The sequence below is a fragment of the Klebsiella sp. 10982 genome (assembly GCF_048589245.1).
GTDB classification, from domain to species: domain Bacteria; phylum Pseudomonadota; class Gammaproteobacteria; order Enterobacterales; family Enterobacteriaceae; genus Klebsiella; species Klebsiella quasivariicola.
On sequence record NZ_JBMAXV010000062.1, the window covers coordinates 1 to 20,190 of the forward strand.

The window sequence follows — 20,190 nt, forward strand, 5'->3', positions numbered from 1 at the left end:
CGGCGATGTTGCTGGCCGGAGCCCGGGGGTACAGGGGGCGGCGGCGACTGGCCGCCCCCTGTACGCTCCCTGCGCCATGGGTGACATAACGCAGACGATTAACCGGGAGCGCAATGTGTGCTGAAATCACATGCGACAAACGCAGCGCCGCCGGGCGATGACTGCGGGCACGCAGCCGTTTTTATGCCGGGCGGCGGCTCACGCCTTGCCCGGCCTACCGGCATCCTCCCGCAGGCTTCTACAACTCCGCGGGTCACAAACGCCAGGCCGCTTATCTCACGCCTTCTGCTTGGCCTCGGACTCCTGGCTGCTGTTCAGCGCCAGCGAAACCGCCAGCGTCTGGGCCAGACACAGGGAAGCAACCTGCGAGCGGAAACCATCTACCTGCGCTTCACGCACCACAAAGCAGACATCGCTGAAGGCCGCCAGCGGGCTGACCTGGCTGTCGGTAATGGCGATCTGTCGCGCTTTGCGCTGCGCGCCCAGCTCCACCAGCTCGACCACTTCCCGCGCGTACGGCGAGAAGCTCACCGCCACCACCACGTCTTTCGGGCCGACCAGACTCAGCTGCTCGGTGAACATGCCGCCGAGGCCGTCGATCAGAAAGGCTTTGCGATCGAGGTGGCGCAGCGCATAGGTCAGATAGGAGGCGACGCTGAACGACCGGCGCAGGCCAATGACGTAGATATTTTCCGCCTCGCCCAGCAGGGCCACCGCGCGCTCCAGCTCATCGCTGGAGGTCTGCATCGCCAGCTGCTGCAGGGCCTGGTTGTTCACCATCGTGAACATATTGAGGATTTCCGTCGGCGTTTCCGGCGGGCTGGACTCATCGCTGGTGGTCTGGCGGAACAGACGGGCGCGCTCGGTATAGTTGGCGGTCTCTTCCATCAAATGTTGCTTGAACATCTGTTTCATTTCGTTAAAGCCGCTGAAGCCGAAGGCGTTGGCAAAACGAATCAATGTGGAAGGGGGAACATCCGCCTGTTGCGCAATGGAGGCCACGGTATCGAAAGCCACGCTATTGCTGTTATCAAGGATATAGCGGGCGACCTGTTTCAGGCGTTTGCTTAACGTATCGTAGCGACGCCTGATTTCATCCTGCAGGATGGTCAGCTGTGTTGGGTTATTGGCCATAGAGTGCGCTCTGAGAAAATGGAAGGAATATGGCTTCCAGTGTACCAAATGAAGCGAATTTTTCATTTATTGCGACGAAATACGCGATTCATTTCACGAAGAAACAGAAAAACGCCCGCTCCGCAAGGTGACGGAGACGGGCGTCGGGGGATCAGCGGCGGGCTTCGCGCCAGTAGCCAATAAGCGTCAGATAGTTGCGTTTCACTTCCTCTATCAGGGCCTCATCGCTGAGCTCACCCTGCATCCAGCGCCGCGACGGCTGGCCAAAGATGGTGCGCCCGACGGCGAAACCTTTGATCATCGGGTGTGCGGCCGCCTCGGCGAAACCGGCGCGCAGTTTATCGGAAGGCGCATCGAGACCGAGGATCAGGATCCCGCGGCTCCACGGATCTTCGCGCTCGATAAGGGCGGTGATCTGCTGCCAGCAGGCGCTGGAGAGCGGCGGCAGCTTCCACCAGTCCGGCTTGATCCCCAGTTGATAGAAGTGTTCCAGCATGGTGTGGTAATGGCGCTCGTCTTTGTCCGGGCCATTTTCCGGCAGGATCACCTCCAGCAGCAGTTCATGGCCTGACTTGTTACAGGCCTGCCACACCTCGAGCAGCAGGGCGTCCTGCTCTTCACGCAGCGCCGCCGGGTCGGCAGGATGATAGAAGACCAGGCATTTGACGACATGCTCCAGCGGCCAGTCGATCAGCTGCGAGCCGATGTTGCCATGCTCCAGACGCAGTGGTCGCGAGCTGGGCAGTTCGATGGGGCGCCCGATCCACCAGCCCTTGCCGGTAATGGCGTTCAGCGCATGCTGGCCGTAGGTGCCGTCGGCCAGAATACCGCTGCGCTGATCGAGACCCGCTTCCTGCGCCGCCGCTTCGGCCGCGGCTAACAACAACAGCTTGAGCTGCGGAATGCAGGCTTCATCGCGCCCGGTCTCCCGCGCCAGGTCGGCCAGCTGTTTGCGATGGTCGAAGGCGAAAATGCACAGCTCCGGCCACTGCTGACGGCGGCTGGTGACCCGGTGCAGGTGGTTGAGGCGCTCGTCGACGTCCGGGCGCGGCACCGATTCGGCGCGCAGCAGGTAGTCATCGAGTTCGACTTTGGTGGGCATCGCCGGCGCGCAGCCGTGGCGGGAGACCACCAGCGCCCCGCAGGCGTTGGCGTAACGGCAAGCCTGCTCCCAGCCTTCGTCGTTGAGCCAGCCGCGCAGCAGGCCCGACATAAAGGCATCCCCGGCGCCCAGCACGTTGAGGACTTCCACGCGCACGCCCTGTTGCAGCGGCACCTGGTCCCAGCTGTCCGGGATATCGCCTTCCAGCACCACGCAGCCCATCGGCCCGCGCTTGCACACGAGGTTGGCTTTGGTGGCATTACGCACATTTTTCAGCGCGGTCAGGGTATCGGTGCTGCCCCCGGCAATATGAAACTCTTCTTCGGTTCCCACCACCAAATCGAACAGATGCAGCACTTCCTGCAGCTGGCTGGTGACCGGCCCGGACTCAATGAAGCGCGTTTCGCCATCCCCGAGCGAGGTGAGCCCCCACAGCACCGGACGGTAATCGATATCCAGCGCGGTACGCAGGCCGTGACGGCGAGCGTATTCCAGCGCCTTCAGCACCGCGGCGCGGGTGTTGGCGTGCGACAGATGGGTGCCGGTCACCGCCAGCGCCCGGGAGGAGGCAATATACTCCTCGCTGATGTCGTCAGGCGTTAAGGCCATATCGGCGCAGTTATCGCGGTAGAAAATCAGGGGGAAGGTCTCCTGATCCTTAATCCCCAGCATCACCAGCGCGGTCAGGCGGGATTTGTCGGTAATCAGATACTCGGTATCCACCCCGGCGCGGTTGAGCGTTTCGCGCAGGAAACGGCCGTTGTGTTCATCGCCAACGCGCGCCAGCATGGCCGATTTCAGCCCCTGAATCGCGGTGCCAAAGGCCACGTTGCCGGAGGAGCCGCCCAGATATTTCGCGAAACTGGCAACGTCTTCTAGCCGCGAACCGATCTGCTGGGCATAGAGGTCGACGGCCACCCGACCTATACAGATGACGTCGAGCCGCTTTACTGCTGCATTCATAGCTAGGATTTCCTTTTTGGTGTCTGCTGCCTGGAAGGGTCGGGATCCCGACGTCGACTCCGTGAACAGCCTGAGGGTTATTGGTTACCCTTAGTTTGAGAAATAAATATTTCATTTGCAAACTCGTTCGAAATTAAAAAACCAAAAGTGTGAGGGATCTACCACTCTGCCGCACTGAGCCTCGCGTGAGCGTGGATCGTCCCCTCTGTCGCCCCAGGGGAAAATGAAACGCCGGAAGCGGTTTCTTTACCTATGATTTTTAAGGGGATATAGCCGTGTGGCGCGGCAAAAAAGGGTCCGAAAACGTGTCTGGAATGTAAGTGAAACGTATGAAATGGGTAGAGAGTTTGATCCCTCTCGCAAAATGAAATATTTCTTCTGTATTTGTATTTAATGAAAAAAATGTTTGCCTATAATCCACAGGTATTCCAGTGACGTGAACGACGGCCCCGGCGGCATCGGCGCGACGCCACACACAAATACTGAACAATAAGGATTGTGCATCATGGGCAAACTGAGACTGACAACGGCGCAGGCGCTGGTGAAGTTCCTCGATAACCAGTACCTGGAAGTGGATGGCGTAGAGCTGAAGTTCGTGAAAGGCATTTTCGCGATATTCGGCCATGGCAACGTCCTGGGGCTGGGGCAGGCGCTGGAGCAGGACAGCGGTGATATGCGCGTCTATCAGGGGCGCAACGAGCAGGGGATGGCCCACGCGGCCACCGGTTTTGCCCGCCAGGCCCTGCGCCGGCAGATTATCGCCTGCACCTCCTCCATCGGCCCAGGAGCGGCCAACATGATCACCGCCGCCGGCACCGCCAGCGCCAACCGCATTCCGCTGCTGCTGCTGCCGGGCGATGTCTTCGCCACCCGCCAGCCGGATCCGGTGCTCCAGCAGATTGAACAGAGCTACGATCTCAGCATCAGCACCAATGACGCCTTCCGCGCAGTCAGCAAATACTGGGACCGCATTACCCGCCCGGAACAGCTGATGAGCGCCTGCATCAACGCCATGCGCGTCCTGACCGACCCGGCGGAAACCGGCGCGGTGACGCTGTGCCTGCCGCAGGATGTGCAGGGCGAAGCCTGGGACTACCCGGAATCCTTCTTTGCGCGCCGCGTGCACCGTCTCGACCGCCGCCCGGCCAGCGCCGCGCAGCTGGCGGACGCCGTCGCGGCCATCAAAGCCAGCCGTAAACCGCTGATCGTCTGCGGCGGCGGGGTGAAATACTCCGGCGCGGGCGAAGCGCTGTCCCGTTTCGCCGAGCGCTACGGGGTGCCCTTTGCTGAAACCCAGGCCGGGAAGGGGACGGTGGTCTCTTCTCATCCCCTGAACGTCGGCGGCGTCGGCGAGACGGGCTGCCTGGCGGCGAATCTGCTGGCGAAAGAGGCCGACCTGGTGATCGGCGTCGGCACCCGTTTCAGCGATTTTACCACCGCCTCGAAATGGATTTTCCAGCACCCGGAGGTGCGTTTCCTGAATATTAACGTCAGCAACTTCGACGCCTGGAAGCTGGACGGCATTGCCATGCTGGCGGACGCCCGGGAAGCGATGAGCGCCCTCGACGCGGCGCTGGCGGATACCGGCTGGCAGGCCGGCTGGGGCGCGCAGATCGAGAGCGTGCAGAGCCGTCAGTTAAAAGAGACCCAGCGCGTCTACCAGGCGGTGTGGCAGGAAAAATCCTTTGTGCCGGAGATCGACGATCATCTCGATCGCGAATCGGTGTATCGCGAGTTCCGCCAGATCACCGACTCCACCCTGACCCAGAGCAGCGTCCTTGGGGTACTGAATGAAACGCTGCCGGCCGAGGCGGTGATCGTCGCGGCGGCGGGCAGCCTGCCCGGCGATCTGCAGCGCGTCTGGCGCAACCGTGCGGAAAACACCTACCACGTGGAGTACGGCTACTCCTGCATGGGATACGAAGTCAACGCCGCGCTGGGCGTGAAGCTGGCGCAGCCGCAGAGCGAAGTCTACTCCCTGGTCGGCGATGGCTCATTCATGATGCTGCACTCTGAGCTGGTCACCTCCCTGCAGGAGCGGGCGAAGATCAACGTCGTGCTGTTCGACAACATGGCCAACGGCTGCATCAACAACCTGCAGATGGAGCACGGGATGGACAGCTTCGGCACCGAGTTCCGCTACCGTCAGCCGGAAACCGGCCAGCTGCAGGGCGGCCTGGTGCCGGTGGACTTCGCCACCATCGCCGCCGGCTACGGCTGCAAAACCTGGCGCGTTACCACCCTGGACGAACTGCGCCACGCGCTGGACGCCGCCCGTCGCGAAACGGTCAGCACCCTGATTGATATTAAAGTGCTGCCGAAGACCATGGTGCACAAATACGGCAGCTGGTGGAACGTCGGGGTCGCCCAGACGGCGCTCTCTGAGCGGATCCGCAAGGTGGCGCAAATGATTAATGAAAAGCGCGCCCAGGCGCGTGATTACTAAAACGAACCTCTACCCTGAATCCTACAGACTTACGGAGAAAACCATTATGTCGCTCAAATTAGGTGTCATCGGCGCTGGCGCTATCGGTAAAGAACACATCCGTCGCTGCACCCAGGTTCTGCAGGGCGCCACCGTTGTGGCGGTGTCTGATATCAATGCCGACAACGCCCGTGCGGCGGTCGCGCTGCCGGGCGTGCAGGCGGAAGTCTACGCCGACGGCCACGACGTGATTAACGCCAGCGATGTCGATGCCATCCTGGTCACCTCCTGGGACCCGACCCACGAAGAGTACACCCTGGCCGCCATCGCCGCTGGTAAGCCGGTGTTCTGCGAAAAACCGCTGGCGATGTCTGCGGAAGGCTGCCGCCGCATCGTCGATGCTGAAATGAAGGCCGGCCGTCGCCTGGTGCAGGTTGGCTTTATGCGCCCCTACGACGAAGGCTATCTGGCGCTGAAAAAAGTGATCGACGATGGCGATATCGGCGCGCCGCTGATGCTGCGCTGCGCCCACCGCAACCAGTCGGTCGGCGAGAACTACACCACCGATATGGCGATCACCAACACCCTGATCCATGAGCTGGACGTACTGCGCTGGCTGCTGAACGATGACTACCGTTCCGTACAGGTGCGCTTCCCGCGCTCCACCTCGCACACCCATGCGCGCCTGAAAGATCCGCAGATCGTCTCCTTTGAAACCAAAAAAGGCACCCTGATCGACGTCGAAGTGTTCGTGAACTGCCAGTACGGGTATGACATCCAGTGCGAAGTGGTCGGCGAAACCGGGATTGCCCGTCTGCCGGAGCCGTCTGCCGTCCAGATGCGCAAGTCCGCCAGCCTGTCGACCGCCATTCTGACCGACTGGAAAGACCGCTTTATCAAAGCCTACGACGTCGAGCTGCAGGCCTTTATCAACGACGTTAAAGCCGGCCAGCTGCACGGCCCGTCGGCCTGGGACGGCTACGCGGCGTCGGTGGCGGCGGATGCCTGCATTAAAGCGCAGGGAACCAGCGAGCCGGTTGAGGTGACGCTGCCTGAGTGCCCGGCATTCTACAAACGTTAAGCACGTTTTGCTGACGGATCTTCTTTGCACAGGTAACGACGATGAAAATTGCCTTTGATGTGGATGTGATTAAGGACCTCGGGATCACCCGCATGGTCCATCAGGTAGCGGAGTGGGGCTACAAGTACATTGAACAGTCGCCGCACCCGCAGATTAACCCGTTCTACAAGCACCCGCGCGCCAGCCGGGAGATCATGGCGGAGTACAAGCAGGCGCTGCGCGATACCGGCCTTGAGCTGTCGTCGTTTATCTGCGTCTACCGCTGGTCCGGCCCGGACGAACTGCGCCGTCAGGCGGCGGTGAAAAACTGGAAACGGCTGGTGGAAATTGCGGTGGAGATGGGCGTTCAGGTGATTAACACCGAGTTCTCCGGCGATCCGAATCAGCCTGAGATCTGCGATGAAATGTTCTATCGCTCAATGGAAGAGCTGTTGCCGATTTTTGAGCGGGAAGGCATCCGCGTCGAGATCCAGGCGCATCCCTGGGATTTCTGCGAAGAGAACAATGAAACCGTCGATATTGTGAAATCGTTCCGCAGCGATAACGTGAAGTACGTCTACAGCGTGCCGCACACCTTTTTCTACGACAAAGGCGTCGGTGACGTAGCGAGCATGCTGCGCTACGCCGGGAGCGATCTCTCCCATGTCCTGATTGCGGATACCCGTAATCATACGAAACATTGCCGCTATATCGTTAACCCGCCGGGCGTGGATGCCGTGGTGCACCAGCACGTAGGCGTCGGGGAAGGGGATGTGGATTTCGACGCGCTGTTCCGCACCCTGCGCGAAATGAAATTCGCCGAGCAGACCTTCAAGGTCGGCGGGGAGCCGATTGTCGCCACCTCGCTGTTTGGCTACCCGGAAAAAATGAAATACCAGGCAGTGGAAACCCGTGAACTCATTGAACGTGAATTGCTGCGCCGGTAAGGCGCAGCGGCAGGAGCCCTACTATGAACAAAGATAACGTCAAACTGGCTATCGCCCCGATCGGCTGGACTAACGATGATATGCCGGAGCTCGGCAGCGAAAACACCTTCCAGCAGATCGTCAGCGAAATGGCGCTGGCCGGCTTTACCGGCAGCGAAGTCGGCAGCAAATATCCGCGCGATCCGGCGGTCCTCAAGCCGATGCTGGACATCCGCGGCATTCAGATCTGCAACGCCTGGTTCAGCACCTTTTTCGCCAACGGCCAGCGGGAAAAAACCATTGATGAATTCGTCAATCACATGAACTTCCTTCATGCGATGGGGGCGAAAGTGATTGGCTGCTCCGAGCAGAGCGGCAGCATCCAGGGGCTGGACAAACCGATCCTCGGCGATGCGAAGCCGTGCTTCAGCGAAGAGGAGTGGCAGCGGGTGGCGGAAGGCTACAACACCCTCGGCCGCCTGGCGGCGGAGAAGGGAATGCAGGTCTGTCTGCACCACCACATGGGCACCGGCATTCAGACCACCGCGGAAATCGACAAGTTTATGTCGCTGGTGGACGAGCGCGTCTTCCTGCTGTTCGATACCGGCCACGCCTGGTATTCCGAAGGCGGCGAAGCGCCGATGCTGGCGATCCTTAAAAAGTATCTGCCGCGCATCAACCACGTTCACCTGAAAGACGTCCGTCCGCCGGTGATTGACCAGGTGCGCCGCGAGGGCCTGTCGTTCCTCGACGGCGTGAAAAAAGGCACCTTCACCGTCCCGGGCGACGGGGTGATCGATTTCCGTCCAGTGTTCAAACTGCTGGACGACGCTGGCTATAAAGGCTGGATGGTGGTGGAAGCCGAGCAGGATCCTGCCCTGGCTAATCCTTTCGAATACGCCGTCAAAGCGCGCAAATATATCCGCGAAACGGCAGGGATCTAATCGTTGTGACATTTTCAGGCCATACCGGGTATGGCCTGCTTTTTTTCCTTCCTCAACCGGACTCAGGGCTCAACCACAGCGCCGGACAGTCCCCACTCCCGGATTCAGGGCTTAACCACAGCGCCGGACAGTCCCCTCTCCCGGACTCAGGGCTCAACCACGGCGCCGGACAGTCCCCTCTCCCGGGCTCAGGGCTCAACCACGGCGCCGGACAGTCCCCACTCCCGGACTCAGCGCTCAACCACGGCGCCGGACAGTCCCCTCTCCCTCAGGGAGAGGGCCAGGGTGAGGGTGACGATGACGGGTAAAACGTCACTTCACTTCCGCCAGCGCGGTCTTATCCACATAAGGTTTCATCAGCGCGTCGGCTTCCTTCTGCGCCGCCTGCAGCGCTGCTTCCGGCGTCACTTTGGCATCATTGACCACCGCCGCCAGCTGGTTCTCCATCGCCTTACGCACCGCCACGGTCTCCCAGGTGGAGTACCATGGATGGGCGTACTTCAACTGCTCAAGGGCGATCGCCGCCCGCGGATCCTGCTGCAGATAGGCCTTCATCTCCGGCGTATCGTATGACGCCTTGCGCGGCGAGAAGTAGCCGGTAAAGCGGCTCCACGCCCCGTTCACCTGCGGGCTCACCAGATAGGTCAGGAACTGATACGCCGCTTTCTTCTGCGCGTCGTTGATGCCTTTAAAGCTCACCAGGCTGGCGCCGCCGATCGGCACCGCGCGCTGCTCTTTGGCCGGCAGCATCGCCACTCCAAGCTCAAAGTCTTTGCTGTTCTCACGCATAAAGCCCAGCGCGCCGGTGCTGAGCATCGCCATCCCGAGCTTGCCGGAGAAGAACGCGGCGCTGATCTGCTTCGAGTTCAGCACCCCGGACGGCATCACCTTGTCCTTGTAAATCAGATCCTGCCAGAAGCGCAGAGCGCCGATGGCGGTCGGCGAGTTGTAATAGACCTCGCCCGGATAGTCTTCGTTAAAGTATTTCCCGCCGTTGGCGCGCACCAGCGCCGAGAAGATCCAGCCGCCGTAGTCGTCGTTGGTCGACGGCAGCATGATCCCCCACTGGCCTTTACTCTCGTCGGTCAGCTTTTTGGCATCGGCCAGCAGCTCGGCCCAGGTCTGCGGCGGCTGTTTGATCCCGGCCTGGTCGAACATTGTCTTGTTGTAGTAGAGGATCGGCGTCGAGTTATGGAACGGGATCGCATAGGTGGTGCCCATCACCTGGGCGTTCTTATGCATCGCGGGCCAGAATTCCTTTTGCAGAAAATCGCCGGCCTTTTGATCGCCATATTTAAACAGCTCATCCATCGGCAGGATCTCATCCTTCAGCGCCAGATCGGTGGTGAAGTTGGCGGACATGATCACCAGCGCCGGCGGCTGGCCGGCCTTCTGCGCCGATTCGGCTTTGATCTTGGTGGTGTCGTAGTTGCCGGTGAAGATGCCGCGCACTTCGACATCCTGCTGCGAGTCGTTGAATTGCTTAATGACGCGGGTCATCTCCATGGTCAGCTTGCCGTCCACCGGCGCCGGGAACATGAAGTCTATTTTCTCTTTCGCCAGCGCCGCGCCGCTCAGAGCGAGGCTGAGCCCAACCGTCAGGGCGGTTAAGGGTTTAAACATGATTACACTCCATCAGTAAATTATGCTGGGTCTCAGCATGAAAAAGATGCACATCGGCAGGCGAAAAGCCGATCGTTAGCGATTCGCCTTTTTCCGGCACCGTGCCACGGTGGCGGCGGCTAAAGCGCAGGGTGCCGATCGGGGTGCTGGCGTGGAGCAGATAATCGGCCCCCATCAGTTCTCGTTGCAGAACGGTTGCCGGCAGGCGCAGATGGCCCTCCTCCACGCGGTCGGTAATATGTTCCGGGCGAACGCCCAGCCAGACGCGGGTCTGATCCCGGTGGCGCGGCGGCAGCGGATAGCGCTGTTCTCCCAACAGTACTGCACCGTTGGCGCAGGGCAGCGACAGCAGGTTCATCGCCGGCGAACCGATAAATCCGGCCACGAACAGGTTGGCCGGGTTGGCATACAGATACTCCGGGCGCCCGACCTGTTGCACGTGGCCGCCGTTCATCACCACGATGCGGTCAGCCATCGACATGGCCTCGGTCTGGTCGTGGGTCACATAGATGGTGCTGGTTTTCAACTGCTGATGGAGGGCCATAATGCTGTCACGCACTTCGCTGCGCAGGCGGGCGTCGAGGTTGGAGAGCGGCTCGTCCATCAGGAACAGCCGTGGATTGCGCACGATCGCCCGGGCCATCGCCACCCGCTGGCGCTGGCCGCCGGAGAGCTTCGCCGGTTTGCGGTCGAGCAGCGCCTCCAGCTGCAGCATCTGCGCCACTTTGTCCACCCGCGGCTGCCAGCTGCTTTTCTCTTCCTTGCGCACCTTCATGCCGAAGGTGATGTTGTCGCGCACCGACAGATGGGGGAACAGGGCATAGTTCTGGAAGATCATCGCGAAGTTGCGCTCGCGCGGCGTGGTGGCGGTGATGTTCTCATCATGCAGCCAGATTTGGCCTTCGCTGACCGGCTCCAGCCCGGCGAGCAGGCGCAGCAGGGTGCTTTTCCCGCAGCCCGACGGGCCGACCAGCACCACGAATTCGCCTTCGTGAATATCCAGCGACAGGGCGCTGAGCGCCGGTTTGCCGTCGAAACGTTTACTGATGTTTTGCAGACTGAGCATGGCGGTTAGCGCTCTTCCGTTGGGCAACTGATGTTTTCGTCGTACAGCCACGGCCCGGCGTAGTGGGCCAGCGAGTGCTGGTAGCTCACCCACTGCTCGCCGACCTGACGGTGCATCAGGCACGAGGCCGGGGAGAGATCGTAATAGGGCCGGGTATCTTCGTGGCAGTACGGCACCTGATGGACGGTGCCGGGGATAGTGGAGATCAGCGCCTGGCGATACTGGGTCATGGTCAGGCTGTGGTTATGGCCGCAGAAGATGCGCGTCAGCGACGGGAAACGCTCCACCAGCGCCAGCAGACGGTGGCCGTTTTCGCAGGCAATCGGGTCCATCTGCGCATTGCCCAGCGGCAGCGGCGGGTGGTGCATAAACACCGTTGCCGGTTTGTCGCCGCCGTCGAACAGCTGCGCTTCCAGCCAGCTGATGGTCTCGTCGGTCAGCCAGCCTTTTGACGTGCCGGCATGACTGGAGTCGATAAACAGCAGGCGGGTGGCGAAGTCATCCACCGCATAGCGCATATTTTGCGGATCGTTGCCCAGCTGCGGGCACAGCGGGTGAAGATGCTCCAGAAAATGGGCTTTATCGTCGTGGTTGCCGGGGATCAGATACAACGGATAGTTCAGGCTGCCGAGGATCTGGCGGGCGACCTGATACTCCTCCGGGCGGCCGCAGTTGACGATATCCCCGCTCACCACCACCGCGTCCGGGCGCTCGCGCAGTGCGTTAAGCTGGGAGACCACGTCGGCGTTGGCGGCATTGACGTCGATAAAGCCGTACAGCTTCTCGCCGCGGCTGCGGAAATGGGTATCGGAAATGTGCGCTAACAGCATGAATCACTCCTTATTTGATCCCGGAGAAGCCGAAGCTCCGCAGGAACTGTTTCTGAAAAAGGATGAACGCCAGCATCAGCGGCAGGCAGACCATCAGCGTTCCGGCGCCGATGGTGCCCCACTGGCCGCCGGATTCGGCGCCCATGGCGAAGGAGACCAGCCCGACGGTCAGCACCTGCTTATCGGGATCGTTGAGCATCATCAGCGGCCACAGGTACTCGTTCCAGTGGTAGGTGATGCTGACGGTGGCGAAGGCCAGCACCGACGGCCAGGACATCGGCAGCAGCACGCGGAACAGCACCTGCCACCAGCGGCAGCCCTCCATCAGCGCCGCCTCCTCCAGCTCTTTCGGGATGGCGAGGAACGCCTGACGCATCAGGAACACGCCGAACGCCGAGGTGAAGTAGGGCATCATCACCCCGGTGAGGGTGTTGAGAAGGCCGAAGGTTTTCAGGGTCAGCATGTTCGGCACCATCATCACTACCGGCATGATCATCAGCTGCACCAGGAACAGGAGAAACAGCGTCTGCTTGCCGCGAAACTCGTGGCAGGCGAAGACGTACCCGGCGGTGGTGATGGTCAACAGCTGCACGAAGAAGGTGACGAAGGTGAAGATAATGGTGTTGGCGTACAGGCTCAGCCAGTCGGCGCTGTTCCAGGCGTCGCGGAAGTTATCGAGGGTCAGCGGCAGGCGCGGCAGCAGCGACGCCATATCGTCGCCGAAGGTGGTGGCGCTGAACGAGGTGGCCAGCATCCAGATAAACGGGCTCACCCATAGCAGCGCCAGGCAGCACATGATTACCGTCAGGGTAAAGGGCTGCGAGCGACGCAGGCGCAACCACAGCGGACGCGTAGCGGCGGGCGTGCGGACCAGCAGCGGCGAGATGTCAGCGCTCATAGTGGGCTCCTTTTTCCAGCAATTTCAGGTTAATCAGCGAGAAGGCGAACAGCCCGGCCAGGGTCAGGAAGGTGGCCGCGGAGGCTTTGCCGAGGTCGTGGGTATCCCAGGCGAGATTCTGGATGTAATAGAGCAGCACGGTGGTGGCGTTGTCCGGCCCGCCGCGGGTCATCACCGCGACGTGATCAATCTGGGTGATGGAGTAAATCAGCGCGGTAGTGATCACAAAGCTCAGGGTCGGGCGCAGCAGCGGTAGCGTGACCTTAAAAAAGACCTGCGTGCGGCTGGCCCCCTCCATCAGCGCCGCTTCCCGCGTCGAGGCCGGAATGCTCTGCAGCCCGGCGAGGAAAAACAGCATGTAGTAGCCGGCGAACTTCCACACACCGATCAGCGCCAGGGCCAGCAGCGCGCTGTTGCTGCGCCCCAGCCAGTTGTTGTTCATCGGGCCAAATAGCTTTGCCAGATAGTGATCGAGCAGGCCGAGGCCGGGCATAAAGATAAACAGCCACAGCGCGGCGGCGCTGACCATCGGGATAATCATCGGGAAGAAAAAGGCGGTGCGCAGCCAGCGGTTGACGCGATGGTTCTCGCTCAGGGCGACCGCCAGCAGCAGGGCGAGGGTCACCCCGGGCACTACCGTCAGCAGGATATAGAGCAGATTATTGCCCAGCGACTGCCAGAAGACGTTATCGGCAAACAGGCGGGCGAAGTTATCCAGCCCGACGTACTGTGCGCCGTCGCTGGCCATGCGGGTATCAAACAGGCTGTCATACACCGAACGCCCCAGCGGGAACCAGGTAAACAGCAGTAAAAACAGCAGGGAAGGCGACAGGATCAGCCAGGGAAGCCAGGTCTTTCTCATGGTGACGCGCATCTCGTTCAGCCATTTATCGAAGCCCGGATTGTGGGAAGCAATGACTACAGAGGCATGGCGGGGAGATGACGGTTTGATGAAGCGATGGGAAAAACGCCGGGCGAGCGGGCCGCCCGGCGGGAGAGAACGATCAGAAGTCGGCTTTCAGCACCGCACGGTAGCGGGCTTTGCCTTCGCGAACGTGCTTCAGCGCTTCGTTAATCTGCGACATCGGGAACAGCTCGGTGGTTGGCGCCACTTTGCTGCGCCCGGCAAACTTCATCAGCGTGCGCAGTTCGGACGGGTTACCGGTCGCCGAGCCGGAGATGCTGCGGTCGCCGCCGATAAGGGTAAAGGCCGGCACCGGGAACGGCTTCATCACCGCGCCGACGGTATGGAAGTTGCCGCCGTAAGCCAGGGCTTCGAAGTACGGCTGCCAGTCGAGGTCCACCGCCACGGTGTTGATGATCAGGTCGAACTGACCGGCCAGCGCTTTTAAGGCTTCAGGATCGCGGCTGTTCACCACGCGATCGGCGCCCATCGCCAGCACTTCCTGCTCTTTGGCTGGGTTGGAGCTGAAGGCGGTCACTTCCGCCCCCATCGCCCGCAGCAGCTTAATGGCGATATGGCCGAGGCCGCCGATGCCGATCACCCCGACGCGGCTGGTGGCGGTGACGTGGTGGGTCAGCAGCGGTTTAAAGACGGTGATGCCGCCGCACAGCATCGGGCCGGCGGACGCCAGATCGATGCTCTCCGGCAGGGGGATCACCCACTGCCAGTCGGCGCGCAGCTTATTGGCGAAGCCGCCGCGGTTGAGAATGGTCGGCACCGAGCCTTCCAGACAGTTGATCTGGTTGCCGCTGATGCAGGCGTCGCAATGGCCGCAGCTGCGCGCCGTCCAGCCGATGCCGACCTTCTGGCCAATCTTCAGCCCTTTATCCTGCGCCGCGCTGCCCAGCGCCGCCACCCGGCCAATCACCTCGTGACCGGCCACCAGCGGGTAGCTCGACATCCCCCATTCGTTGTCGATCATCGACAGGTCCGAATGGCAGATCCCGCAGTATTCCACTTCAACTTCGACATCTTCCGGCTGCAGCTCGCCGGCATCGTATTCCCACAGCGACAGATCGGCGCCCGCTTCTTTGGCGGCGTAGCTTTTAATGATGCTCATGTTTATTTCCTTGGGGTTGGCGTGATAACCCAGAAAGTGTAGAGCATGGTATTCCCCGGCGCTTGGCAATCGGAGGGGTCGCGCAGCGGGCGGACCAGCCGCCCGTTAAGGTCAGCGGCTGGCCAGCGGCCACTGATTAAGCTGGATGCCGCGCTGCGGGGCGTTCTCGGCAAAATCATCCAGCACCGCCTGCACGTCCGGGTCGAGGTAGCCGACGCTGTCGTGCTCGACGATCACCACGCTTTTTTCCGGAATCTTCGCCAGCAGGGCCAGCAGATGCGGATTGTGCATAAAGGTCAGATTTTGCTGGATGCGCAGCACGTAGTGGTCATCGTAGCGCGCCAGTTGCAGCGAGTGGCGATGGCTGCGCCAGAGGCTGAACGCCATCTGGGTGGCAAGACCAATCCCGATCCCGGCCAGCATGCCGAAGGCGATAATCCCGCCGATGGTGGCGAGGAACGGGACGTACTGCGCCGCCCCCTGGCGGAACTGCTCGATGAACAGCCGCGGTGTCGCCAGCTTATAGCCGGTATACAGCAGCACGGCGGCGAGGCTGGCGAGCGGGATCAGGGTCAGCAGGCCGCTGAACCACAGGCCGCAGATCAACAGCAGCACGCCGTGGATAAAGATCGACAGTTTGCTCTGCGCGCCATTGCTGACGTTCACCGAGCTGCGGACGATCACCGCGGTGATCGGCATCGCCCCCAGCACGCCGGAGAGCAGATTGCCCACGCCCTGGGCGACCATTCCGCGGTTCGGCGAAGGCGGCGGATTTTGCGGACGCAGCTTTTTCAGCGCCTCCTGGCTGAGCAGGGTTTCGAGGCTGGCGACCAGCGCCAGGGTCAGCGCCACCACCCACACCGACGGATTGCGCCACGCGCTCCATGCGGGAGACTCCAGCTCGCCCAGCAGATCGCCGAGGCTGCCGAACGCCGGCAGGGTAATACGCGGCAGGGCGGCCAGCTGCTGCGGCGCAAAATGGGTCAGCAGCAGGGTGGTCACGCAGCCGAGCAGGACGGCGATCAGCGGGCCGGGGATCCAGCGCAGGCTCTTCACCCGGCGGATAAGCGGCGAGCCCCACAGCCAGAGCACCAGCAGGCCGCCCGCGGCGACGGCAATCGCAGTGACGGAGAAAGCGGCATTGCCCTGCACCACATCGGCAAGCCCGGTCTCTTCCGCCGTGCCAAGCGCGACGGGGATCTGCTGCATAATCAGCAGGATGCCGATCGCCGCCAGCATGCCTTTGATGACGCTGGCGGGAACCAGCGAGATAAAGCGCCCGGCCCGCAGAATGCCGAACAGCAGCTGCAGCACACCGGCCAGCACCAGCGCCATCAGGAAGAGGGAGAAGGAACCCAGGGATTCAATGGCGGCGACGACGATGGTGACCAGTCCGGCGGCGGGGCCGCTGACGGCGAAGCGGGAGGGGCTGAGGGCGGTGACGACCAGGCCGCCGATGATGCCGGTCAGCAGGCCGACGAAGGGCGGTAAGCCGCTGGCCTGGGCGATGCCGAGGCACAGCGGCAGGGCGACAAGGAAGACGACGATGCCAGCGAGAGAGTCCTGACGAAACGTATTCATGGGGCGTGCTCCTGCGGTGAGAGGTGTTCGACGAGGGTTGTTAAATGGCCGGAAGCCAGATCGTAGACGCAGCCGTGCAGGCTGAGCGGCCGCTGCCCGTCGACCCATTTTTCGAAATAGTCCGGGTCATACTGATACTTCTGCCGCACCCAGCAGCGATTGCGGGCCAGCAAGGTTTTAACGTCGTCACAAGTATTCTCCTGAGTTAATTCATTGAGTGAATATGTCCATCAAGACTCATACAGCGACTAGTAAAAATAGTGTTTACCGGAACTCTTCACGCCTGAGGAAAATCCTGGAATAAACGGCAAAAAGAAAACTTTTCATTAATGTAAAGTTATAAAAATATTGATGAAATTAATATTTGGCTGCGGAGCGAGTGAATAACAAAAAGGTATTGGCTAAAACTTTCTGGAATATATAGGAATGGTGATGGATGGGGTTGGGGAAAGTATTGGGGGAGGGGATATTGGGGATTGGTTTGGGGAGAAATGGATGGTGATAGGGATGCAGGTGAGAGTGAGGTGAGAACAATTTGAGATAAGTTTGAGTGGGGCTTGGGGCCACTGGTGGAGAAGGGGGGATGGCTGGCAGGTGGAGCCGGGTTCTCGGGGGAGTGAGGGGAGGGTTGCTGGTGGCAGTCGCGCTGTGGAATGGCAGCAAAAGGTGACGCCGCGCAGGATAGCGCTGTTTTTTTCAACACTTAGCGCAATGACGACACGCTGTCGCTTGCATGACCGGCGCCGACAGGTATAATCCAGAACGTTTTCCGTATCCCTTCAGTGCCGAAGTGGCGAAATCGGTAGACGCAGTTGATTCAAAATCAACCGTAGAAATACGTGCCGGTTCGAGTCCGGCCTTCGGCACCATCGGAACATCAATAGACGTCAACGGACGTCTTTTTTTGTGTCTGAAATCCAGTATCCGCAAGGCTTACCTCGCTTTTTCACTCAACCTAAGTCAACCTGATTCAATCTACATCAACTTACTGATGTGGGTATAACTGCGGGTATATCCCGGTTCGATAATGTTTGTACCCACACAGAACCCTTGAAAGGATACTCATCATGGCTCTGAGTGATGTGAAGGTTCGTTCGGCTAAGCCTGAAGCAAAAGCCTATAAACTGACTGACGGCGACGGTATGGTTTTGCTGGTTCACCCTAACGGCTCCAAATACTGGCGGCTACGTTATCGCTTTGGCGGTAAAGAGAAGATGCTGGCGTTGGGGAAATATCCTGAAGTGTCATTGGCGGATGCCCGGGCACGCCGGGATGAAGCCCGTAGGCTGTTAGCTAATGGCGTCGATCCCAGTGAGAACAAGAAAGCCGTTAAGGTAGAGCAGGAGCAAGAGGCGATAACGTTTGAAGTGGTCGCCAGAGACTGGCATGCCAGCAATCAAAAATGGTCTGAGTCTCATAGTGCTCGTGTATTGAAAAGCCTGAAAGATAACCTCTTTGCTGCTATCGGCAAGCGGAACATTGCTGAATTGAAGACGCGGGATCTACTTGTACCCATTAAAGCTGTGGAGTCATCCGGGCGTCTCGAAGTCGCTGCTCGTTTGCAGCAGCGTACTACCGAGGTGGGGTCAGTCCAACTATAGGGCAGGATCGTCTACCGGGGTGGGGTCAGTCCACACTACGGCTCGGAAGTGTCTAGATTATCCGTGGCGATTCAACTTGCGTGTTTAGGCTGGCCTCACTCTGTAGTCATTATGGACCATCCACTTAGTGGCGATTCGCAATGATTAGAACGTCTTTAATCGTTATAATGCGGGACTAATTATGGGCCTATGGCTATCCCAATATGCATTAAAACCGGAGTTTTACCATGACAAGCACCCAACAACGCGCCGCACTGCAACGCCAGATCTGGCAGATTGCCAACGATGTACGCGGTGCAGTGGATGGCTGGGATTTTAAGCAATACGTTTTAGGCGCTCTGTTTTACCGCTTCATCAGTGAGAATTTTGCCAATTACATTGAAGGCGGCGATGACAATGTCAAGTATGCAACACTCCCCCGGAGCGTCATCACCCCTGAAATCAAAGACGACGCTATTAAAACCAAAGGCTATTTCATTTACCCAGACGATTTGTTTGTTAACATCGCCGCAGGTGCTAGTACTAACGAAAAATTAAATACCGATTTGGCTGACATCTTCTCGGCTATTGAAATGTCAGCCAGCGGATACCCTTCAGAGAACGATATCAAGGGCTTGTTTGCTGATTTTGACACCACCAGCAACCGGCTCGGCAATACGGTAAAAGACAAAAATACACGTCTGGCGGCAGTGCTCAAAGGGGTGGCAGAATTAGATTTTGGCGATTTTGAGGGGAGTCACATCGATCTTTTCGGTGATGCTTACGAGTTTCTTATCTCCAACTACGCCGCCAACGCTGGCAAATCCGGCGGTGAGTTTTTTACCCCGCAAAACGTGTCCAAACTTATTGCGCAACTGGCCATGCACAAGCAAACCAGCGTCAATAAGATTTATGACCCGGCGTGTGGTTCTGGCTCGCTGCTACTGCAAGCCAAAAAACACTTTGACGCCCACATTATTGAAGACGGTTTTTGGGGGCAGGAACTCAACCACACCACCTACAACCTGGCGCGAATGAACATGTTCTTGCACAACATCAACTACGACAAGTTCAATATCCAGTTGGGTGATACGCTGCGTAATCCACATTTTGGCGATGACAAACCTTTTGATGCCATCGTCTCCAACCCACCTTACTCGGTGAAATGGATAGGCTCAGACGATCCCACTCTGATCAACGATGACCGTTTTGCCCCAGCAGGTGTGTTAGCGCCCAAATCCAAAGCTGATTTTGCCTTTGTGCTGCATGCCCTCAGCTACCTTTCCAGCAAAGGCCGCGCAGCCATTGTTTGCTTTCCCGGTATTTTTTACCGAGGTGGCGCCGAGCAGAAAATTCGTCAATATCTGGTGGATAACAACTATGTCGAAACCGTGATTTCACTCGCGCCCAACCTGTTTTTTGGCACTACCATCGCCGTCAATATTCTGGTTCTGTCCAAACATAAAACCGACATGACCACCCAATTTATCGACGCCAGCGGGCTGTTTAAGAAGGAAGCCAATAATAACACGCTCACTGAGAAGCATATTGAGCAAATCATACAGGTGTTTGATAGCAAAGCAGACGTTGATCATTTTGCCAAATCGGTAAATTTTGAAGACATTAAGGTCAACGATTACAATCTGTCGGTAAGTAGCTATATCGAAGCCAAAGACAACCGCGAAGTAGTCGATATCACTACGCTCAATGCCGACCTGAAAATCACTGCCGCTAAAATCGACCAGTTACGAGCGGATATTGATGCCATTGTGGCGGAGATTGAAGGTAAGGAGCCGAAGGCATGAGCGAGATGAGCTTTATGGAAAGGCTGTTTAGTGGTATCGAAATAAAATGGAAACCATTGAAAAAAGTAGCTGAAATTCGTAGTGGTTGGGGATTCCCCAATATCTATCAAGGGCAATCTGAAGGTATTTATCCATTCTATAAAGTCAGCGACATGAATAGCGCTGGTAACGAAACGGTGATGGTTTCAGCCAATAATTATGTCGATGATGTGGTAGTTAAAAAACTTGG

The 20,190-nt window shown here is 59.2% G+C and carries 14 protein-coding genes, 1 tRNA gene and 3 pseudogenes; 8 read left to right on the forward strand and 10 right to left on the reverse strand.

Annotated elements, in window-relative coordinates; translation table 11 throughout:
- Window positions 1-276: 276 nt before the first annotated feature.
- Window positions 277-1,134 carry a MurR/RpiR family transcriptional regulator gene (locus ACKLKD_RS25915; RefSeq protein WP_004206536.1) on the reverse strand — a complete coding sequence of 286 codons (858 nt, stop codon included), beginning with the start codon at window positions 1,132-1,134 and terminating at the stop codon, window positions 277-279.
- Window positions 1,135-1,285: 151 nt separating this feature from the next.
- Complete coding sequence (locus ACKLKD_RS25920) at window positions 1,286-3,199, reverse strand: bifunctional 5-dehydro-2-deoxygluconokinase/5-dehydro-2-deoxyphosphogluconate aldolase (RefSeq protein ID WP_087806064.1); 1,914 nt, start codon at window positions 3,197-3,199, stop codon at window positions 1,286-1,288.
- Window positions 3,200-3,704: 505 nt separating this feature from the next.
- Between ACKLKD_RS25920 and iolD the strand changes: the two genes are divergently transcribed.
- From iolD to iolE, 4 genes are read left to right on the forward strand one after another with little or no spacing between them, the layout of a single operon-like run.
- A complete protein-coding gene (gene iolD, locus ACKLKD_RS25925) occupies window positions 3,705-5,645 on the forward strand; it encodes a 3D-(3,5/4)-trihydroxycyclohexane-1,2-dione acylhydrolase (decyclizing) (protein WP_025714247.1) in 1,941 nt (646 codons plus the stop codon).
- A gap of 46 nt (window positions 5,646-5,691) precedes the next feature.
- Window positions 5,692-6,705 carry a Gfo/Idh/MocA family protein gene (locus ACKLKD_RS25930; RefSeq protein WP_004152192.1) on the forward strand — a complete coding sequence of 338 codons (1,014 nt, stop codon included), beginning with the start codon at window positions 5,692-5,694 and terminating at the stop codon, window positions 6,703-6,705.
- Window positions 6,706-6,746: 41 nt separating this feature from the next.
- A complete protein-coding gene (locus ACKLKD_RS25935; protein ID WP_004152193.1) occupies window positions 6,747-7,631 on the forward strand; it encodes a sugar phosphate isomerase/epimerase family protein in 885 nt (294 codons plus the stop codon).
- Between the two features lie 23 nt (window positions 7,632-7,654).
- Window positions 7,655-8,554 carry a myo-inosose-2 dehydratase gene (gene iolE / locus ACKLKD_RS25940; protein ID WP_080897673.1) on the forward strand — a complete coding sequence of 300 codons (900 nt, stop codon included), beginning with the start codon at window positions 7,655-7,657 and terminating at the stop codon, window positions 8,552-8,554.
- 312 nt (window positions 8,555-8,866) lie between these two features.
- On the opposite strand, the gene ACKLKD_RS25945 is transcribed toward iolE, so the two are convergent.
- From ACKLKD_RS25945 to ACKLKD_RS25980, 8 genes and pseudogenes are all read right to left on the reverse strand, one after another.
- Window positions 8,867-10,177: an ABC transporter substrate-binding protein gene (locus tag ACKLKD_RS25945; protein ID WP_080897672.1), complete on the reverse strand. Its 1,311-nt coding sequence runs from the start codon at window positions 10,175-10,177 to the stop codon at window positions 8,867-8,869.
- Entirely contained in the window at window positions 10,170-11,243 is a 1,074-nt protein-coding gene (locus ACKLKD_RS25950; RefSeq protein ID WP_080897671.1) for an ABC transporter ATP-binding protein, read from the reverse strand. The genes ACKLKD_RS25945 and ACKLKD_RS25950 overlap by 8 nt, the downstream gene beginning before the upstream one ends.
- Window positions 11,244-11,248: 5 nt before the next feature.
- Entirely contained in the window at window positions 11,249-12,073 is an 825-nt protein-coding gene (locus ACKLKD_RS25955) for a phosphodiesterase (RefSeq protein ID WP_087806066.1), read from the reverse strand.
- 10 nt (window positions 12,074-12,083) lie between these two features.
- Window positions 12,084-12,971: a carbohydrate ABC transporter permease gene (locus tag ACKLKD_RS25960; protein WP_087806068.1), complete on the reverse strand. Its 888-nt coding sequence runs from the start codon at window positions 12,969-12,971 to the stop codon at window positions 12,084-12,086.
- On the reverse strand, window positions 12,961-13,845 hold the full coding sequence (locus tag ACKLKD_RS25965; RefSeq protein ID WP_165787422.1) for a carbohydrate ABC transporter permease: 885 nt from the start codon (window positions 13,843-13,845) through the stop codon (window positions 12,961-12,963). The genes ACKLKD_RS25960 and ACKLKD_RS25965 overlap by 11 nt, the downstream gene beginning before the upstream one ends.
- Before the next feature lie 130 nt (window positions 13,846-13,975).
- The gene (ahr, locus tag ACKLKD_RS25970) at window positions 13,976-14,995 is read right to left on the reverse strand and encodes an NADPH-dependent aldehyde reductase Ahr (RefSeq protein ID WP_004178400.1); all 1,020 of its coding nucleotides are present in this window, start codon (window positions 14,993-14,995) and stop codon (window positions 13,976-13,978) included.
- Between the two features lie 111 nt (window positions 14,996-15,106).
- The gene (locus tag ACKLKD_RS25975; protein WP_087806070.1) at window positions 15,107-16,576 is read right to left on the reverse strand and encodes a SulP family inorganic anion transporter; all 1,470 of its coding nucleotides are present in this window, start codon (window positions 16,574-16,576) and stop codon (window positions 15,107-15,109) included.
- Window positions 16,573-16,668: pseudogene (locus ACKLKD_RS25980) on the reverse strand (carbonic anhydrase); the annotation flags it as partial. The pseudogene ACKLKD_RS25980 and the gene ACKLKD_RS25975, both read right to left, overlap by 4 nt.
- A 692-nt stretch (window positions 16,669-17,360) precedes the next feature.
- Between ACKLKD_RS25980 and ACKLKD_RS25985 the strand changes: the two are divergent.
- The 4 genes and pseudogenes from ACKLKD_RS25985 to ACKLKD_RS26000 all read left to right on the forward strand — a co-directional run.
- Window positions 17,361-17,445: transfer RNA gene (locus ACKLKD_RS25985), tRNA-Leu, on the forward strand.
- Between the two features lie 198 nt (window positions 17,446-17,643).
- Window positions 17,644-18,159: pseudogene (locus tag ACKLKD_RS25990) on the forward strand (tyrosine-type recombinase/integrase); the annotation flags it as partial.
- Window positions 18,160-18,404: 245 nt separating this feature from the next.
- Complete coding sequence (locus ACKLKD_RS25995; RefSeq protein WP_080924965.1) at window positions 18,405-19,961, forward strand: type I restriction-modification system subunit M; 1,557 nt, start codon at window positions 18,405-18,407, stop codon at window positions 19,959-19,961.
- A pseudogene (locus ACKLKD_RS26000) lies at window positions 19,958-20,190 on the forward strand (hypothetical protein); the annotation flags it as partial. The gene ACKLKD_RS25995 and the pseudogene ACKLKD_RS26000, both read left to right, overlap by 4 nt.

Coding starts and splice junctions, on each gene's coding strand:
- ACKLKD_RS25950 (WP_080897671.1), bottom strand. CDS start 11,243: ATGCTCAGTCTGCAAAACATCAGTAAACGTTTCGACGGCAAACCGGCG.
- ACKLKD_RS25965 (WP_165787422.1), bottom strand. CDS start 13,845: ATGCGCGTCACCATGAGAAAGACCTGGCTTCCCTGGCTGATCCTGTCG.
- ACKLKD_RS25995 (WP_080924965.1), top strand. CDS start 18,405: ATGACAAGCACCCAACAACGCGCCGCACTGCAACGCCAGATCTGGCAG.
- iolE (WP_080897673.1), top strand. CDS start 7,655: ATGAACAAAGATAACGTCAAACTGGCTATCGCCCCGATCGGCTGGACT.
- ACKLKD_RS25930 (WP_004152192.1), top strand. CDS start 5,692: ATGTCGCTCAAATTAGGTGTCATCGGCGCTGGCGCTATCGGTAAAGAA.
- ahr (WP_004178400.1), bottom strand. CDS start 14,995: ATGAGCATCATTAAAAGCTACGCCGCCAAAGAAGCGGGCGCCGATCTG.
- ACKLKD_RS25920 (WP_087806064.1), bottom strand. CDS start 3,199: ATGAATGCAGCAGTAAAGCGGCTCGACGTCATCTGTATAGGTCGGGTG.
- ACKLKD_RS25960 (WP_087806068.1), bottom strand. CDS start 12,971: ATGAGCGCTGACATCTCGCCGCTGCTGGTCCGCACGCCCGCCGCTACG.
- ACKLKD_RS25955 (WP_087806066.1), bottom strand. CDS start 12,073: ATGCTGTTAGCGCACATTTCCGATACCCATTTCCGCAGCCGCGGCGAG.
- iolD (WP_025714247.1), top strand. CDS start 3,705: ATGGGCAAACTGAGACTGACAACGGCGCAGGCGCTGGTGAAGTTCCTC.
- ACKLKD_RS25915 (WP_004206536.1), bottom strand. CDS start 1,134: ATGGCCAATAACCCAACACAGCTGACCATCCTGCAGGATGAAATCAGG.
- ACKLKD_RS25935 (WP_004152193.1), top strand. CDS start 6,747: ATGAAAATTGCCTTTGATGTGGATGTGATTAAGGACCTCGGGATCACC.
- ACKLKD_RS25975 (WP_087806070.1), bottom strand. CDS start 16,576: ATGAATACGTTTCGTCAGGACTCTCTCGCTGGCATCGTCGTCTTCCTT.
- ACKLKD_RS25945 (WP_080897672.1), bottom strand. CDS start 10,177: ATGTTTAAACCCTTAACCGCCCTGACGGTTGGGCTCAGCCTCGCTCTG.